We start from the raw sequence: 15,554 nt of genomic DNA on the forward strand, positions 1-15,554 counted from the left end.
CGTCTTTTTCGACCGAGGGGCGCTAACCCCAGAGGGCGTCCGCGAGGGCGACCCCCGCGAAGGCGGCGCCGAGTCCGGCGATGACGCTCGCGACCACGTTGGCCACGGCGAAGAGCCGCGCCCCGTCCTCGCCGAGGCGCAGGGTCTCGTAGGAGAACGTCGAGTACGTCGTCAGGGCGCCGCACAGGCCCGTGCCGATGAGGAGCTGCACCTGCGACGAGGCCGCGCCCGCGGCGACAGCGCCGGTCAGCAGCCCGAGCACGAGGCAGCCGCAGACGTTCACCGTGAACGTGCCCCACGGGAACACGCTGTCGTGGCGGGTCTGCACGGCCCGGTCGGTGAGATAGCGCAGCGGGGCGCCCACCATCGCCCCGGCGATCACGAGGAGCCAGTTCACGCCCGCGTTCCGCCGTTCTCGCGGCCCACGTACCGGATGACCTCGCAGTCGTCGATCATGACCAGGCCCTCGGACACCAGCTCGTCCAGCTCCGGCAGGAACGCCCGGACCCGCTCCTCGGTGTCGACGATCACGACGGCCACGGGCAGGTCCTCGCTGAGCGAGAGCAGCCGCGAGGTGTGGATCAGGGACGACGCCCCGAACCCCTCGATGCCGCGGAAGACGCTCGCCCCCGCGAGGCCCGCCTTGTGCGCCCGGTGCACGATCTCGCTGTACAGGGGCTTGCGGTGCCAGGTGTCGTGCTCACCGACGAAGACCGTCACACGCAGTGCCCGCCCGGTCAGTCGCGTCATCGCTTCCTCCACGCCAGTACGCGGCGCGTCAGCTCCACCGCGAGTGCGACCGCGGCGAGCGCCACCAGGAGTGTCGCCGCGAGATAGACCAGGCCCGTCCGGACCCGGCCGCCGTCCACCAGCCGCTGGACGTCCACCGCGTACGTGGAGAACGTGGTGAAGCCGCCCAGGACACCGGTGCCGAAGAACGGCCGCACCAGGCGGTGCGCCGCCCACACATCGGTGATGATCACCATGAACACGCCGATCACGAAACAGCCGAGCGCGTTCACCCCCAGGGTCGTCCACGGGAAGGCGCCCGGCGATGTGGGCCACAGGAGCCCGGCGCCGTAGCGGGCGCAGGCGCCGACGGCACCGCCGAGCGACACCACCGCCACGACCGGGCCCTGCGCCCGCAGACCGCTCCGCCGCTGGTCCGGCACGCGCAGATCGAAGTCCGGATCACTGGGTTCGTCCACCGCCGGGGACTGCCCGCCTGCCATCCGTGTCCGTCTCCTCCTCGGCCCCGCAGCCGCGCCGGCACTGAAGATCACTGCCGCGGTCAGCTTATCGCCGGTCCGGACGCGCCGTTAATGTCCCGTTGTCCCCGGCGAAAGATGGCCATGGTGTCCTGCCGGGACACCGGCGAACGGGTCCAGGGAGGAGCCACACATGGCACGGGTCGAGCTGCGCAGCGTCGACGAGCTGATGGATCTTCTGCACGCCTGCCGCGGCGCGTGGGACACCCCCGACCGCAGCGGGGACCCGGTCGACCTGCACGACCACGCGCTGCAGACCGCCGCGCTGCTGCGCCGCGGCCACCCCAGCGACAAGGAGCTCCAGCTCGCGGGGCTCGTCCACGACATAGGTCATCTGCTGCGGCCGGGTGACGACGCGGGCCACGCGGACACGGCGGCGGACGCGGTACGGGGGCTGCTCGGGGAGCGGGTCGCGCGCCTCGTGCAGCTGCACGTCCCGGCGAAGCGCTACCTGGCGGCGTCGGACCCGGCGCGCGGACTGTCGCCGCAGAGCGCGCTCACGCTGGAGGCGCAGGGCGGTCCGATGACGCCCGAGGAGGCGGCGGCCTTCGCTCATGACCCGCTGGCCGACGACGCGGTGACGCTGCGTCAGGCGGACGACGCGGGCAAGGTCGTGGGCCTCGACGCCGGGGTGATGGAGGACTGGCGGCCGGTGGCCGAGCTGGTCGCGCAGGGGTACCGGTCCACCAACTTCACATCATCACTACGTAGTTGACATGTCGGACTGACGTCCCGTCATGAGACCGTACGCCCCATGACTTCGGAGCTCTCGCTGGAAGGCAGGGTGGCCGTCGTGACCGGGGGGTCGCGGGGCATCGGCCGGGCCGTCGCCGAGGCGCTCGCGGGCGCGGGGGCGCGGGTGTGTGTGACGGCACGCGATCCGGACGGGGTCCGCGAGACCGTCGCCGCGCTGACGGAGAGCGGCGCCGAAGCCACGGGACTCGCCGGGTCCGTCGCGGATCCCGCGCATCTGTGGGAGCTGACGGAGCGGGCGCTCGACGCCTTCGGCCGACTCGACATCGTGGTGAACAACGCCGCGACCAATGAGCCGTACGGGCCGCTGATGGAGGCGGATCCGGAGGTCTGGCGCGAGGCGTTCGCCGTCAACGTGGAGGCGCCGCTGCGGCTCGTGCAGTGCGCCTGGCGGGCGTGGATGTCGGAGCACGGCGGGGCCGTGGTGAACATCTGCACGGAGGGCGCCGGGCACGTCGGCCCGCGCGTGGGCGCCTACGGGACGAGCAAGGCCGCGCTGCTGCACCTGACACAGCAACTCGCGGGCGAACTGGCCCCGTTGGTGCGGGTCAACTCCGTGTCACCCGGTCTCGTGCGCACGGAGATGGCGCGCTTCGTGTGGGAGGACGCCGAGGCGTCCGTGGCGGCGGGGCTGCCGCTGGGCCGGATCGGGGAGCCGGTGGACGTGGCCGGCGCGGTGCGCTGGCTGGTGTCGGACGAGGCGGCCTGGGTGACGGGGGCCGACCTTCTGGTGGACGGCGGAACCCGGGTCAGGGCCGCGTCCGCGGGCCTGACCGATGCCGTCCACCAGCAGCTCCGTCACCGGCTGCCGGACACTCGCTAGGGCACTGCGGCACTACCACTTGCCGGGCGCGTAGTCCTTCAGGAAGACGCCGTACAGGTCCTCGCCGGCCTCGCCGCGGACGACCGGGTCGTAGACGCGGGCCGCGCCGTCGATCAGGTCGAGGGGGGCGTGGAAGCCCTCGTCGGCGAGGCGCAGCTTGTCGTAGTGAGGGCGCTCGTCGGTGATCCAGCCGGTGTCGACCGAGGTCATGAGGATGCCGTCGGTCTGGAACATCTCCTGGGCGCTGGTCCGCGTCACCATGTTCATGGCGGCCTTCGCGGCGTTCGTGTTCGGGTGCCCCGCGCCCTTGTAGCCGCGGCCGAAGACGCCCTCCATCGCCGAGACGTTCACGACGTAGGCGCGCCCGCTCGACGCCTTCTTCGCGGCGTCGGCCATCGCCGGACGCAGCGCGCTGATCAGGATGAACGGCGACGTGTAGTTGCACAGCTGGGTCTCGAGCAGCTCCACCGGGGAGATCTGGTCGATGGTCTGCACCCAGGTGTTGCTGTCGACGACGTCCGGGACGAGGCCGCCCGCGTCGATGGCGCTGCCGTCGCGGTGCCGGGCGACGCTGGCGTTGCCCGCGACCAGGGCGAGATCGGCGACCTGCTGGGCGTCGATGCCGGCGATACCGGCGGGCAGCGCGGCCAGGCCGTCGACCGCGCCGGAGTTGAACGCGCCGATGACGTGGTGGGCGGGCAGCTCGCCGGCCGGCAGCGGGGCGCTCTCGCCGTCGACGAGGGCGGCGTACGCGGAGGGCAGCCGGCGTACGGTCTGCGTCGCGTTGTTGATGAGGATGTCCAGCGGGCCCTGCTCGGCGACCTGCTCGGCCAGGGCCACGGCCTGGGCCGGGTCCCGCAGGTCGATGCCGACGACCTCGAGTCGGTCCATCCAGTCCGCCGAGTCGTCCATCGCCTTGAAGCGGCGGATGGCGTCCTTGGGGAACCGCGTCGTGATCGTCGTGTGTGCGCCGTCACGCAGCAGGCGCAGCGCGATGTACATGCCGATCTTGGCGCGGCCGCCGGTGAGCAGGGCGCGCTTGCCGGAGAGGTCGGCGTGGATGTCGCGCTTGGCGCGGTTCAGGGCGGCGCACTCGGGACAGAGCTGGTGGTAGAAGTAGTCGACCTCGACGTACCGGGCCTTGCAGGTGTAGCAGGAGCGGGGACGCTGGAGTATCCCCGCGAGCTTGCCCTCCTCGACCCGCGAGGACGGCAGGAGGCCCTCGGTCTCGTCGTCGATGCGCTCGGCGGAGCCGGTCGCGGTCGCCTCGGTGACGGCCTTGTCGTGGGCGGTCTTCGCGGCGCGGCGGTCCTGGCGGCGGCGCTGCTTCACGGTCCGGTAGATGCCGGCCGTGGCCCGCCGGACCTGGATCGCGTCGGGGTGGTCGACATCCAGCTTGTCGAGTTCGTCGAGCACGCTCAGGCAGACGGCGAGCCGCTCGGGGTCGATCCCTGGGCCGAACGACTCCTGCGACACCACCGTGGCGTCGGTGGCGCCCGTCGGGCTGTCTTCTGTCATCGTCATCGCCGCTGCGTTCCTCGCGTCACTCGGACCGCGGCGTGCTGTGAGTGACCGCGGATACTCCCAAAAGGCGGAACCTTACAACCTGCTGTCGACATTCCGCCAAGTGGGCAGTTTATCCCGCTCCCGGGCCCGGCCGGGAACGTCGGTCCTGGACCTTGATCCACTGCAGCCGAAGGGCGCCGCCGGTGGCGACCGGGACGGCCGTCAGACCGTCCCCCGCTTCGTCTCGCACACCCGCACCAGCGCCGCGAGCTCCTCGCGGATGCCGGTGGCGAGCACGTCCAGGTCGGGGACCGCTTCCGCGTCGGCGACCAGGCCGTAGTGGACACGCCCCCGGTACGTCGACACCGCGACCGCGAGGGACTGCCCCTGGGCCAGCGGCGCCAGGGGGTAGACCTCGGTGAGCGGGCAGCCGCCGAGCCGCAGGCCGAGGCTCGGCAGCGGGACGCTCGTGACGAGGATGTCGAACAGGAGCCGGGCCGCGTGGGCGACGACGGGCCCGCCGAGCAGGTGCCCGAGCGGCGGCACGTGGTCGGCGAGCAGGGCCACGGCGCCGGCGCCGCGCTGCGGGCCCGCGTCCTTGTTGTGGTCCATGGCCGTGCGCACCGAGCGCAGCCGGGCGAGCGGGTCCCCCTCGTCCACCGGCAGCTTCACCAGGTAGCCGGAGAGCCGGTTGCCCTGGGGGTGGGCCGTACGGGGACGGCGCCGCGAGACGGGGATCAGGGCCCGCGGGCGCACCCCTTCGCTGCCGTTGCCGCGCTCTTCGAGCCAGCGCCGCAGAGCCCCGGCGACGACGGCGATGAGGACGTCGTTGACGGTGCCGCCGACCGTCTTGCGCACCCGGTGCACATCGTCGAGTTCGAGGACGACTCCCTCGGTGAGCCGGGTGCCCGTGGCGTTCGAGGAGAAGGCGGGCGAGGTGTGGACGTCCCAGGTGGCGCGGACGACGGAGGTGCCGATGTCGAGTGCCGTGACGGCACTGGAGGCGCTGTCCCGCAGGAGGCCGGGGAGCTTGCGCGGGTCGAGGTCGCCCAGCCGCAGGTCGTGCATGCCGGGAAACGGCAGCCGGAATCCACGGGGCGGCTCGGCGGCGGGCGCCGTCCGGGAGACGGGCAGGTCCATCGGGTCCATCACACCGGCGGCGAGCGTCAGCGCCCGCAGCCCGTCGGCCAGCGCGTGGTGGAACTTGAACAGGACGGCGAACGAGGTGCCGTCCGCGCCCGGCAGGACATGGGCCTCCCACGGGGGCCTCGCCCGGTCGAGCGGCCGCTCCATCAGGGCACCGGCCGCCGCGTGGAAGTCCGCGGTGGGATCGGCCAGCCGTACGTGGTCGAGCGGGTCGAAGTCGGGCACGGGCACGCGTGCCGCGCCGCCGATGGGGATCCGTACCCCCTGGATGCGCATGCGCAGGCCGGGGACGGCAGGGGCGCGGGCGGCGAGGAGCTCCACCGCGTGCCGGGCGTCGCCCGGCGAGTCCGCGGCGAACACCCCCAACGCGCCCAGGTGCATGGGGTGTTCGGCGGTCTCGATGTTCCAGAACGCCAGGTCGAGTGGTGCGAGGAGGTCCGGGCTCGGCGCGGGCCGCGTGTGCTGGGACTGCTGAGAGTTCACTGAGGCCGCTCTCGCGTTCGACGACGGGGGGAAAGCAGTCAACCGCTCTCCAGTGATTACGGTCAAGTACGATCAAGCTACACACAGTAAACAACAGATTAAGACCCGCCCCTTCGATGAAAGGGCGGGTCTCGTGGTGCCGGTGGGGCGTGTGGTGCGTTACTTCAGCGCCGGCGGCGCCGCGTCGGCGGAGGTGCCCCAGGTGGAGGGCTTGTCGCCGACCGTGAAGGACAGCTCCCGCAGCCCGCGGATGTCGTCCGTCGTCAGATACGTCTTCCCCAAAGCGGTCCCGTCGGTCTGGGCCGACTGGATGTACCGCGCCGTGTCCGAGGTCCCCGGAGCCTTCACCGTGAGGCGGCCCTTCGGGTAGTAGCGCCGGTCGAGGGTCACGTCCACCCGTTCGAAGACCGGGGTCGAAAGGCCCCAGGTGTCCGTGCCGGGCTGGACCGGGAAGATACCGATCGACGACAGGACGTTCCAGGCGGACATGGTCCCGAGGTCGTCATTACCGGTCATGCCCGTCGGGGCGTCGGTGAAGAGCGTGAGCGCGGCGTGCACCACGTCGGTGGTCTTCCAGGGCTGGCCGGTCGAGAGGTAGGTGTACGGCGCGATCAGGTCGGGCTCGTTCTGCGGGTTGTACTTGTCCGCGTTGTAGTAGTCGTACGGACCGTTCACCCACACCTCGCGGGCGGTCTTCGCCGGGTCCTGCACCAGCTGGTCGTACGCGAAGAACGAGTCGAGGCGGTCGTTGGCCGGCTTCGTGCCGCCGATCAGGCCGACCATGCCCGGCAGGTCCTGCGGGACGAGCCACTGGTACTGCCAGGACGTGCCCTCGTGGAAGCCCTCGCTCTTGGCGGGGTCGGCCGGGCCCGTGAAGGTGCCCGCCGCGTCCCGCGCCCGGAAGAAGCCCGTCGAACTGTCGAAGATCTTCCGGTAGTTCTGCGCCCGCTGCGTGTACCGCGCCGCGTCGTCCTTGTGGCCCAGGTCCTTCGCCATCTGCCCGAGCATCGCGTCGGACAGCGCGTACTCCAGGGTCGCGGAGGCGCCGTGGTCGTAGTCGGAGTCGCCCGGCTTCACATGCGCGCGGTCCTTGATGTACGGCGCGAAGCCGTCCGCGATGTACTCCTTGTTGGCCTCTCGGCCCACCGGCGCGGAGTCGGCGGGCGGGACCCCGTCGGCGTTCTTCTTCAGCGCGCGGTACGCCTGCTCCTCATACCCCTTGAGCAGGCCCTGCTGATAGGCGTTGGTGAGGAACGGAGTGACCGGGTCACCCGTCATGATGTTCGTCTCGACCGTGCCGTAGCCCCACTTGGGCAGCCAGCCGCTCTCCTCGTCGATCTTGATGACGGAGATCGCCATGTCGCGGGACTCGCGCGGCGCGAGCAGCGACAGGAGCTGCGCCTGCGTGCGGTAGGTGTCCCACAGGGACCAGTTCTGGTAGTACGTGTAGCCCTTGGCCCGGTGGATCTTCTGGTCCCAGCCGGTGTAGCGGCCGTCGACGTCGCTGCCGATGTTCGGCGCGAGGAACGAGCGGTACAGGGACGAGTAGAAGGTGCGGCGGAGCGTGTCGCTGCCGCCCTGCGCCTTGACGTCGTCGAGCCGGTCCTCCCACGCGGCCTGCGCGGCGTGCTCGACACGGTCGTACGAACGGCCGCCCTCGGAACGGAGGTTGAGCGCAGCGCCCTTGGCGTCGACGTACGAGATCGCGGTGGTCGCCTCGACACTGCGGTCCTTGGAGGTGTCGAAGCGCACATACGCGCCGCTGCGTTCACCGCCGGCCGTCGACTCCTTCGAGCCCTCGGTGACCGCGTCGCCCTTCCACGTGCCCGACGTGGTGAACGGCCGGTCGAAGTGCGTGATCGTATACACCGTGTACGGCTTCGTGTCCTGGCAGAAGCCGCTGCCGGTGATGGCCGTCCGCACGGTGCGGTTGTCGAGGATCTCGACCTTGGTGTTCAGGGTCTTGTGCAGCGACTGGCCGGCGTTGATGAGGACGTTGGCCTTGTCGGTGGCGGGGAAGGTGTAGCGCTGCACGCCGGTCCGCTTCGTCGCGGTCAGCTCCGCCTCGATGCCCGTCTTGAGGCCGACCTTGTACGACCCCGGGCTCGCCTTCTCGTCGTCGTGGCTGAACTCGGCCGCGTACTTCGCGTAGTCGGTCGACGTGATGTCGCCGGTCGTGGGCAGCACCGGCAGATCGCCGCCGAGGCCGCAGCCGACGCCGGACAGATGCACGGTGGAGAAGCCGCGGATGTGGTTCTCCGAGTAGTCGTAACCCGTGTTGTGGCCGGTGTCGGGCGAGAACTGCACCATGCCGAAGGGCACGGCGGCGCCCGGGTAGGTGTTGCCCTCGTTCTCCGTGCCGATGAACGGGTTGACCAGATCGGTGAGCCGGCCCTCGTCGGAGGTCGCGGCCGCCTGGGCCGACGGCACGGCGAGCGCACCGCCCAGGAGCGCGGCCGCCGCCACCGCCGTCCCCGCTCCGCGCAGCCGTTGGGTCCATCTCATGGCGAGACCGCCTCCTAGAGTCCTAGACAACGTTGTCAAAGCGCAGCGCGGTCATTCTTCTGGCGCGTGCGTGTACTCGTCAAGGGACACGACAGCGGGAGCCTGCGAACGAGACACCGCTCAGGGCATCCGCCGACGAGGGTCTTTCGCTGGATCAGGAACCTTCAGGCCACGACCTGTCGGCCCTTCCCGAGCGCGATCACCCCGCCCTTCGACACCGTGTACAACTCGGCGTCACGTCCCGGGTTGACGCCGATGGTCGCTCCCGGCGGGACGTCCACGTTCTTGTCGAGTACGGCTCCGCGCACCACGGCGCCCCTGCCGATCCGGACGTTGTCGTGCAGGACCGAGCCCTGGACGACTGCGCCTTCCTCGACGGTGACGCCCGGGGACAGGACGGACCGCGTGACCTGGCCGCGGATGACGCAGCCCGGACTGACGATCGACTGGCCCGCGATGCCGCCCGCGCAGAACTTGGCGGGCGGCAGCTGCCCGGGGTGCGTGTAGATGGGCCAGCGCCGGTTGTCGAGGTTGAAGGCGGGCTTGTCCGAGAGCAGATCGAGGTGGGCCTCGTAGTACGCGTCGAGGGTGCCGACGTCGCGCCAGTAGCCGTGCTCGTGGGGCGTCTCGCCGGGGACGTGGTTGCCGTCGAAGTCGTAGAGCTGGGCGACGCCGCGCTCGGTGAGCATCGGCAGGATCGAACCGCCCATGTCATGAACGGAGTTCGGCACCTCGGAGTCCTGCTGCAACGCGTCGATGAGGGTCTTCGTGGTGAAGACGTAGTTGCCCATGGAGGCGAAGACCTGGTGCGGGGAGCCGGGGATGCCGGGCGGGTCGGCCGGCTTCTCCAGGAAGCGGTCGACGCGTGTGCCGTCACCGGCCGGCGTGATGATCCCGAAGGCCGAGGCATCCGCGCGGGGTACGCGGATGCCCGCGACCGTGACGCCCGCGCCGCTCTCGACGTGCTGCTGAAGCATCTGGCGCGGGTCCATGCGGTAGACGTGGTCGGCCCCGAACACCGCGATGTAGTCCGGCTGTTCGTCGTGGACCAGGTTCAGCGACTGGAGGATGGCGTCCGCGCTGCCGAGGTACCAGCGCGGGCCGAGCCGCTGCTGGGCCGGGACGGGCGTGACGTAGTTGCCGAGCAGGCTCGACATGCGCCAGGTGGTCGTGACGTGCCGGTCGAGCGAGTGGGACTTGTACTGGGTCAGGACGCAGATGCGCAGGATGTCCGCGTTGACGAGGTTGGACAGGACGAAGTCGACGAGGCGGTACGTGCCGCCGAAGGTGACCGCCGGTTTCGCCCGGTCGGCCGTGAGGGGCATCAACCGCTTGCCCTCCCCGCCCGCCAGCACGATCCCGAGCACCGAAGGTCCACCGCGCATACCAGCCCCCAGCTTCGCCTTGAGGATCTACTTCGCCTTGAGGATCTGCTTCGCCTTGCCGACGGTCCGCTACGCCTTCACGGTCCGCTACGCCTTGAGGATCTCGTCGTACACGTCGACCGTGCGCCGGGCCACGGTGTCCCAGCCGAACTCGCGCCGGGCGCGCGCCTGGCCGGCGGCGCCCATGCGGGCCGCCTCGCCGGGGCCGGCCACCAGCCGGTTCAGGGCCTGCGCGAGCCCGCTCTCGAACGCCTGGGGGTCACGCTCCTCGTAGGGCACGAGGAGGCCGGTCGCCCCGTCGGCGACGACCTCGGGGATGCCGCCGACGTCGGAGGCCACGACGGCGGTGCCGCACGCCATCGCCTCCAGGTTCACGATGCCGAGGGGCTCGTACACCGAAGGGCAGACGAACGCCCGTGCATGGGTGAGGAGTTGGACCACGTCAGTACGGGGCAGCATCTGCGGGATCCAGTGGACGCCGTCCCGCAGCGCGCGCAACTCGTCCACGAGGGTGCGGAATTCACGCCCGATGACCGGGGTGTCGGGTGCTCCGGCACACAGAACCAGCTGTACAGACGGGGCCAACTCCTTTGCGGCCCTGAGGAGATGGGGCACGCCCTTCTGCCGTGTGATGCGTCCGACGAAGACGACGTACGGGCGGTCCTGGTCGATGCCGATGCGGGCGAGGACGTCCGTGGCGGGGTCGGGGCGGTAGAGGGCGGAGTCGATGCCGTTGTGGACGACGCGGACCTTCGCCGGGTCGATCGCCGGGTAGGAGGCCAGGATGTCGTCGCGCATGGCGCCCGAGACGGCGATGACCGCGTCGGCCGTCTCGACGGCGGTGCGTTCGGCCCAGCTCGACAGGGCGTATCCGCCGCCGAGTTGCTCGGCCTTCCAGGGGCGCAGGGGTTCGAGCGAGTGCGCGGTCACGACGTGCGGGATGCCGTGGAGCAACTTGCCCATGTGGCCCGCGAGGTTGGCGTACCAGGTGTGGGAGTGGACGAGTTCACGGCCTTCGAGCGCGGCGGCGATGGACAGGTCCACGGAGAAGGTCCGCAGTGCGTCGTTCGCCCCGTCGAGCGCCTGCCACGCGCGGTGGCGCCGCAGCCCCTCGGCACCGCCCTCGCCCCACGTGTGCACGTCGAGGTCGACGAGGGGGCGTAACTCCCGTGCGAGGAACTCGACATGGACGCCCGCGCCGCCGTAGACGTCCGGCGGGTACTCCCGGGTCAGCAGCCCAACTCTCATGCAGCACCCCCGTCGTCCGTAGCGTGCCCGGCCGCGCACCTTCATGGTCACCCAGAAGCGGCCGGTGGGGAAGAGTGCTGCGGCGGCCGCTCGAAGCAGCAGTCGCCGCAGAGGCCGCCGCCGGGGGCTCGGTAGATGAGGCAGCAGCTCGTGCGGCGGAAGGCGGTGCCGGTGCGGGTGCCGGTCGCGGCGAGGCGGGGGTCCGCGAAGAGTTCCGTGGTCAGGAGGCGGGCGCGGGCGGCGACGTCGGGGCGCCCGGCGCGGCGCGCCCAGCGGCTGGTCTCGCGGGCGGCGCCGGCGAGCGCGGACCCCGCGTTGCCGCGCAGCAGCGGAGCCGAGACGCGGTAGCGGGCGCGCAGGGCGGCCGACAGCGGTTCCAGGTGGCGGCCCAGCACGAGCTCCGCGAGGTGCGCGCTGTCGGCGGGTAGCTGCCCCGTGCCGGCGAGGAACAGGTCGCTGGGCGCACTGGCGTCGGGGTTCCAGCGCAGCAGCGCGGGGTCGAGGTCGGGTACGTGCCCGTAGAGGGCGGCGCTGCCGAGCGCCACCGACCAGAGGCGGGCCGCGAGGCCGAGTTGGGCCACGGACACCGCGACGCGCGGTTCGGGCACGGAGAGTGCCCGCGCGACCTTGGCGACGCGGTACGCGAGAGGGTCGCGGGCCGTGGCACCGACCTGATAGGCACACTCCAGCGTAGATAGATCATTCTCCGCTTCCGTCGCTTCATGCAGAGCGAAGAATCCGCCGAGGGAGCCGAGTTCGCGCAGGTCGATGTGGACTGTCACGGCCCCAGTACAGCAAGTAGGCGTCCGCAGGTCACGGGTGGGGTGCATCCCGTGTCCCCCATCGGGTGGAGGCCCCGGGGCGGGTCGTACTCCATCGGCAGTAGGACCCAATGCGTGCTCAGGTACGACGACGTGAACGCCGGAAAGAGAGATCGTAGAGGCATGGAAACCGACCGTTGGCCGCACCACGGGATGCGCCGCCGCACAGTGAGGAGCGGCCGATGAGTGCACTCACGCCGGCTGTGCTGCTCTCCCTCGTCTCCGCGGTGGCGTACGCGGGCGGCGCGATCCTCCAGGAACGCGTCGCGGTGTCCACGCCCGAGCACGCTTACGCGCCGCTGCGCCGCCCGGTGTGGTGGTGCGCGGTCGCGCTCAACGGTCTGGGAGCACTCCTGCACGTGGCGGCCCTGGCGTACGGGCCGCTGAGCCTGGTGCAGCCCCTGGGCGCGCTGACGATCGTGTTCGCGCTGCCGATGGCGGCGCTCTTCGTGCACCGCAAGGCCGGGGCCACCGCCTGGCGTGGCGCGATCATGGCCACGGTGGGTCTCGCCGGTCTGCTCTCCCTCACGGGGTCGGCGTCCGAGCAGTCCCTCGAAGGCACGGAGCGGCTGATGGTCGCCTTCGTGACGGTCGGTGCGGTCCTCGCCCTGATGACGCTCGCGCACGCCGTGCACCGCCACCCCGTGGTGCGCAGCGTCCTGCTCGCGGGCGCGGCCGGGGTCGCGTTCGGCATCGCTTCCGTGTTCACCAAGTCCGTGGCGGTGGAGTGGACGGAGGACGGGGCGCTCACCGAGTTCTCCAGCTTCCTGGTGATAGCGGCGCTCGCCACCTCCGGCATGCTCCTGTCCCAGGCCTCGTACCGCGGCGCGGGCCTCGCGGCTCCGCTCGCCACGGTGACCGTCGTGAACCCGGTGGTCGCGGCGGCAGTTGGTCTCACGCTCTTCGGCGAAACGTTCCGATACGGCACGGCGGGCACCGTCCTTGCCCTCGCGTGCGGTGTCGTCGCCGCGGGCGGCCTGATCCTGCTGACGACGGAGCGGATCAGCGGATCGCGCAAGGCGGCCGCCGAGCCGGTCGTCGCGGCGCTGCCCGCCCAGCCCGTGCCCACGTCACCGCGCGCGATCACCGACGGCGAGCCGCTGACGCGGCGCGTCGAGGCGCCCGTGCGGGACGCCGACTCGCGTGGCCCCGCGAAGGACGAGGGCGGCCGCTACGACGAGTGGTACAGCCCCCGCGACGAGCGCGACGAGCGCGACGAGCGCATCAGATCCTGACGCCGTGCGCCCGCAGATACGCCAGCGGGTCCACGTCGGAACCGAAGCCGGGCCCCGTCCGCACCTCGAAGTGCAGATGCGGGCCCGTGCTGTTGCCCGTGGAACCGGAGCGCGCGATGCGCTGACCGGCCACGACCCGCTGACCCGCCTTCACGCTGAGCGCCGAGAGATGGCCGTACTGGCTGTACTTGCCGTCGGCGTGCCGGATCACGACCTCGTACCCGTACGAGCCGCCCCAGCCCGCGGAGACGACGTGCCCCGCGGCGATGGCCTTCACGGTCGTGCCGGTGGACACGGCGAAGTCGACGCCCGTGTGGTAGCCCTTCGACCAGGAGGATCCCGCCGCGCGGTACGGAGTGCTGAGGCTCGCCGAGACGGGGGCGATGACGTCCTGGGAGACGGCCGGCCTCTCGGTCCGCGGCCGGGCGGCGGTGGCCGTGCCGGTCTTCTTCGCGGGGGCGGTGTCCCGTTTCTGGTCGCTCTTCCTGTCGGTCTTCTCGTGCTTCTCGGTGGGCTTCTCGGCCTGCCGTTCGCGCTTCTGCGGGGCGACCGGGTCGCGCGGCTTCGCCGACGGGTGCAGGGCGAGGCGCTGCCCCGGCAGGATGAGGTCGGGGTCGGAGCCTATGGTGCGGCGGTTCGTCTCGTACAACTTCCGCCAGCCGCCCGGAACTTCGCGGGCATCGGCGATGGCGGAGAGGGTGTCGCCGCCGACCACCGTGTACATCCGGGCCGTGCCCGCCGTCGACTGCGGCGTGACTTCGGGCTTGACGTCCTTGACCGTCCGCTGGGGCTTCTGCCCGACGGTTTCGGTGTGCGGTCCCGGAGTGTCCGCGCCACGGGTGAGGCCGGCGCGGGCCGAGCAGGCCGGCCAGGCGCCGGGACCCTGCCCGTCGAGGACCTTCTCGGCGACGGCGATCTGCTGGCTCCTGGTCGCGCGGTCGGCGCGAGCGGCGTAGGCGGTGCCGCCGTAGGCCTCCCACGTGGACTGCGTGAACTGGAGGCCGCCGAAGTAGCCGTTGCCGGAGTTGATGCTCCAGTTGCCGCTCGACTCGCAGGCCGCGACCTTGCTCCAGGTGTCGGCGTCGGCCGCGTGCGCCACGCCCGCGCCGATGAGAGGGATCGCGATGCCCGCGCTGCCCGCCGTGACGGTGAGCGACGCCCGGTTGATCCGGTTCGGCTGATACCGGCGATGCCGACCGCGTACGGCCATGGAAGCCCCCTCAGACACACGTCAGAAGCGGCAAGTTTGCCGCTCCGACACACTCATGACAAGACCCGCACAGGGGTGACACGAGGAGCCAAGAGGGGTCAAGGGGGCTTTGTCCAGGCGTAGTTCGCGTATCAGCCGCGCAACTTGCCCGGCAGCCAGTCGAGTTGGGCGGCCTGCTGGAAGGGCCCGCCGCCCTCGTGGTCGTTGAAGCTGTACACCTTGATCGTCTTGTCCTGCCCGGCATAGGAGTTGAACGCGGCGAAGACCGTGGAGGGCGGGCAGGTCTCGTCCTCCAGCGCCACCGAGAAGAGGGCGGGCGCGGTGCCGCGTGCCGCGAAGTGCACGCCGTCGAAGTACGACAGCGTACGGAAGACCTGCTCGTCGGCACCGATGTGCGCCTTCAGATACAGGGCTATCTCGCGGTACGGGTGGCGATCGGTGAGGGTGGCCGCACGGGGGAACTGGCACAGGAACGGCACGTCGGGCGCGATGGCGACGAGGTCGGGCACGAGTCCGGCGACCGCGATCGTGATGCCGCCGCCCTGGCTGCCGCCGAGCGCGGCGACGCGCGACGCGTCGACCAGGGGGTGCGAACGGGCCGCCTCGACCGCGCGCACGGCGTCGGTGAAGACGCGCCGGTAGAAATACTCGTGCGGCTCCTCGATGCCACGCGTCATGAAGCCCGAGTGCGCGGGTCCGCTGCCGACCGGGTCGGGGGTGTCGCCCACCCTGCCGCCCGAGCCCTGACCACGGGTGTCCATGACGAAGTGCGCGAAACCGGCCGCGGCCCACATCAGGTTCGTGTGGGGCAGGCCGCGCCCGCCCCCGTAGCCGATGTACTCGACGACGGCAGGCAGCGGCTCGGCCGTCCCCGCCGGCAGCACGAGCCAGCCCTTGACCGGATGCCCGCCGAACCCGGCGTACGTAACATCGAATACGTCGACCGCGGCCAGCGGCACGTCGACCGGCACGAAGTGTGCGCCGAGGTCGTGCTCCCGCGCCTCGGCCAGGGTCTTTTCCCAGAAAGCGTCGAAGTCCTCGGGCCGCGTCAACGTCGGCCGGTAGGACCGCAGTTCGTCGAGCGGCAGGTCGAAGTGAGGCACGGGCGACTCCTTGTCCGTAGAGACATCCGTAGAGACGTCCGCAGAGACTTCCGTAGAGATGTCCGTAG

The 15,554-nt window shown here is 71.3% G+C and carries 14 protein-coding genes; 3 read left to right on the forward strand and 11 right to left on the reverse strand.

All coding sequences use genetic code 11. The features are described from left to right. Nucleotides 1-22: 22 nt before the first annotated feature. Genes crcB (AC07EJ_RS11010) through crcB (AC07EJ_RS11020) form a run of 3 tightly spaced genes read right to left on the reverse strand, consistent with a single transcriptional unit; the run spans nucleotide 23 to nucleotide 1,232 of the window. Nucleotides 23-397 carry a fluoride efflux transporter CrcB gene (gene crcB / locus AC07EJ_RS11010; protein ID WP_389484485.1) on the reverse strand — a complete coding sequence of 125 codons (375 nt, stop codon included), beginning with the start codon at nucleotides 395-397 and terminating at the stop codon, nucleotides 23-25. Further along, nucleotides 394-750 carry a DUF190 domain-containing protein gene (locus AC07EJ_RS11015; protein ID WP_478884083.1) on the reverse strand — a complete coding sequence of 119 codons (357 nt, stop codon included), beginning with the start codon at nucleotides 748-750 and terminating at the stop codon, nucleotides 394-396. Before AC07EJ_RS11015 ends, crcB (AC07EJ_RS11010) begins: the two co-directional genes overlap by 4 nt. Then, nucleotides 747-1,232 carry a fluoride efflux transporter CrcB gene (crcB, locus tag AC07EJ_RS11020; RefSeq protein WP_389484480.1) on the reverse strand — a complete coding sequence of 162 codons (486 nt, stop codon included), beginning with the start codon at nucleotides 1,230-1,232 and terminating at the stop codon, nucleotides 747-749. Before crcB (AC07EJ_RS11020) ends, AC07EJ_RS11015 begins: the two co-directional genes overlap by 4 nt. Before the next feature lie 169 nt (nucleotides 1,233-1,401). On the opposite strand from crcB (AC07EJ_RS11020), the gene AC07EJ_RS11025 reads away from it, so the two are divergent. Continuing rightward, nucleotides 1,402-1,983, forward strand: coding sequence for an inositol oxygenase family protein (locus AC07EJ_RS11025; RefSeq protein ID WP_393581529.1), 582 nt, complete (start codon nucleotides 1,402-1,404; stop codon nucleotides 1,981-1,983). 39 nt (nucleotides 1,984-2,022) lie between these two features. Further along, nucleotides 2,023-2,844 carry an SDR family oxidoreductase gene (locus AC07EJ_RS11030; RefSeq protein WP_389484475.1) on the forward strand — a complete coding sequence of 274 codons (822 nt, stop codon included), beginning with the start codon at nucleotides 2,023-2,025 and terminating at the stop codon, nucleotides 2,842-2,844. A gap of 12 nt (nucleotides 2,845-2,856) precedes the next feature. On the opposite strand, the gene AC07EJ_RS11035 is transcribed toward AC07EJ_RS11030, so the two are convergent. The 6 genes from AC07EJ_RS11035 to AC07EJ_RS11060 form a co-directional block, all read right to left on the reverse strand. Then, the gene (locus AC07EJ_RS11035; RefSeq protein WP_389484473.1) at nucleotides 2,857-4,368 is read right to left on the reverse strand and encodes an SDR family NAD(P)-dependent oxidoreductase; all 1,512 of its coding nucleotides are present in this window, start codon (nucleotides 4,366-4,368) and stop codon (nucleotides 2,857-2,859) included. 204 nt (nucleotides 4,369-4,572) lie between these two features. Next, nucleotides 4,573-5,979 carry a wax ester/triacylglycerol synthase family O-acyltransferase gene (locus tag AC07EJ_RS11040; RefSeq protein ID WP_478884084.1) on the reverse strand — a complete coding sequence of 469 codons (1,407 nt, stop codon included), beginning with the start codon at nucleotides 5,977-5,979 and terminating at the stop codon, nucleotides 4,573-4,575. A gap of 159 nt (nucleotides 5,980-6,138) precedes the next feature. Continuing rightward, nucleotides 6,139-8,484, reverse strand: coding sequence for a GH92 family glycosyl hydrolase (locus AC07EJ_RS11045; protein ID WP_478884085.1), 2,346 nt, complete (start codon nucleotides 8,482-8,484; stop codon nucleotides 6,139-6,141). A 164-nt stretch (nucleotides 8,485-8,648) separates the two neighbouring features. Then, the gene (gene glgC, locus AC07EJ_RS11050; RefSeq protein ID WP_389484465.1) at nucleotides 8,649-9,869 is read right to left on the reverse strand and encodes a glucose-1-phosphate adenylyltransferase; all 1,221 of its coding nucleotides are present in this window, start codon (nucleotides 9,867-9,869) and stop codon (nucleotides 8,649-8,651) included. An 87-nt stretch (nucleotides 9,870-9,956) separates the two neighbouring features. Next, nucleotides 9,957-11,117 carry a glycogen synthase gene (gene glgA, locus AC07EJ_RS11055; protein WP_478884086.1) on the reverse strand — a complete coding sequence of 387 codons (1,161 nt, stop codon included), beginning with the start codon at nucleotides 11,115-11,117 and terminating at the stop codon, nucleotides 9,957-9,959. A 47-nt stretch (nucleotides 11,118-11,164) separates the two neighbouring features. Further along, complete coding sequence (locus AC07EJ_RS11060; RefSeq protein ID WP_478884087.1) at nucleotides 11,165-11,899, reverse strand: (2Fe-2S)-binding protein; 735 nt, start codon at nucleotides 11,897-11,899, stop codon at nucleotides 11,165-11,167. 221 nt (nucleotides 11,900-12,120) lie between these two features. Between AC07EJ_RS11060 and AC07EJ_RS11065 the strand changes: the two genes are divergently transcribed. Continuing rightward, nucleotides 12,121-13,173 carry a DMT family transporter gene (locus AC07EJ_RS11065; protein ID WP_478884088.1) on the forward strand — a complete coding sequence of 351 codons (1,053 nt, stop codon included), beginning with the start codon at nucleotides 12,121-12,123 and terminating at the stop codon, nucleotides 13,171-13,173. Here the strand turns inward: AC07EJ_RS11065 and AC07EJ_RS11070 are convergent. Both AC07EJ_RS11070 and AC07EJ_RS11075 read right to left on the reverse strand, forming a co-directional pair. Then, nucleotides 13,163-14,383 (reverse strand): transglycosylase family protein, encoded by a 1,221-nt coding sequence (locus AC07EJ_RS11070; protein WP_478884089.1) that lies wholly within the window; start codon nucleotides 14,381-14,383, stop codon nucleotides 13,163-13,165. The genes AC07EJ_RS11065 and AC07EJ_RS11070 overlap by 11 nt on opposite strands. A gap of 131 nt (nucleotides 14,384-14,514) precedes the next feature. Then, on the reverse strand, nucleotides 14,515-15,486 hold the full coding sequence (locus tag AC07EJ_RS11075) for an acetylxylan esterase (protein ID WP_389484451.1): 972 nt from the start codon (nucleotides 15,484-15,486) through the stop codon (nucleotides 14,515-14,517). Nucleotides 15,487-15,554: the final 68 nt, after the last annotated feature.

This window comes from Streptomyces sp. NPDC045026, assembly GCF_056432625.1.

Excerpts from the sequence above, each read along its gene's own strand:
- AC07EJ_RS11015 (WP_478884083.1), bottom strand. The coding sequence starts at position 750 with ATGACGCGACTGACCGGGCGGGCACTGCGTGTGACGGTCTTCGTCGGT.
- crcB (WP_389484480.1), bottom strand. The coding sequence starts at position 1,232 with ATGGCAGGCGGGCAGTCCCCGGCGGTGGACGAACCCAGTGATCCGGAC.
- AC07EJ_RS11025 (WP_393581529.1), top strand. The coding sequence starts at position 1,402 with ATGGCACGGGTCGAGCTGCGCAGCGTCGACGAGCTGATGGATCTTCTG.
- AC07EJ_RS11030 (WP_389484475.1), top strand. The coding sequence starts at position 2,023 with ATGACTTCGGAGCTCTCGCTGGAAGGCAGGGTGGCCGTCGTGACCGGG.
- AC07EJ_RS11035 (WP_389484473.1), bottom strand. The coding sequence starts at position 4,368 with ATGACGATGACAGAAGACAGCCCGACGGGCGCCACCGACGCCACGGTG.
- AC07EJ_RS11045 (WP_478884085.1), bottom strand. The coding sequence starts at position 8,484 with ATGAGATGGACCCAACGGCTGCGCGGAGCGGGGACGGCGGTGGCGGCG.
- glgC (WP_389484465.1), bottom strand. The coding sequence starts at position 9,869 with ATGCGCGGTGGACCTTCGGTGCTCGGGATCGTGCTGGCGGGCGGGGAG.
- glgA (WP_478884086.1), bottom strand. The coding sequence starts at position 11,117 with ATGAGAGTTGGGCTGCTGACCCGGGAGTACCCGCCGGACGTCTACGGC.
- AC07EJ_RS11065 (WP_478884088.1), top strand. The coding sequence starts at position 12,121 with ATGAGTGCACTCACGCCGGCTGTGCTGCTCTCCCTCGTCTCCGCGGTG.
- AC07EJ_RS11070 (WP_478884089.1), bottom strand. The coding sequence starts at position 14,383 with ATGGCCGTACGCGGTCGGCATCGCCGGTATCAGCCGAACCGGATCAAC.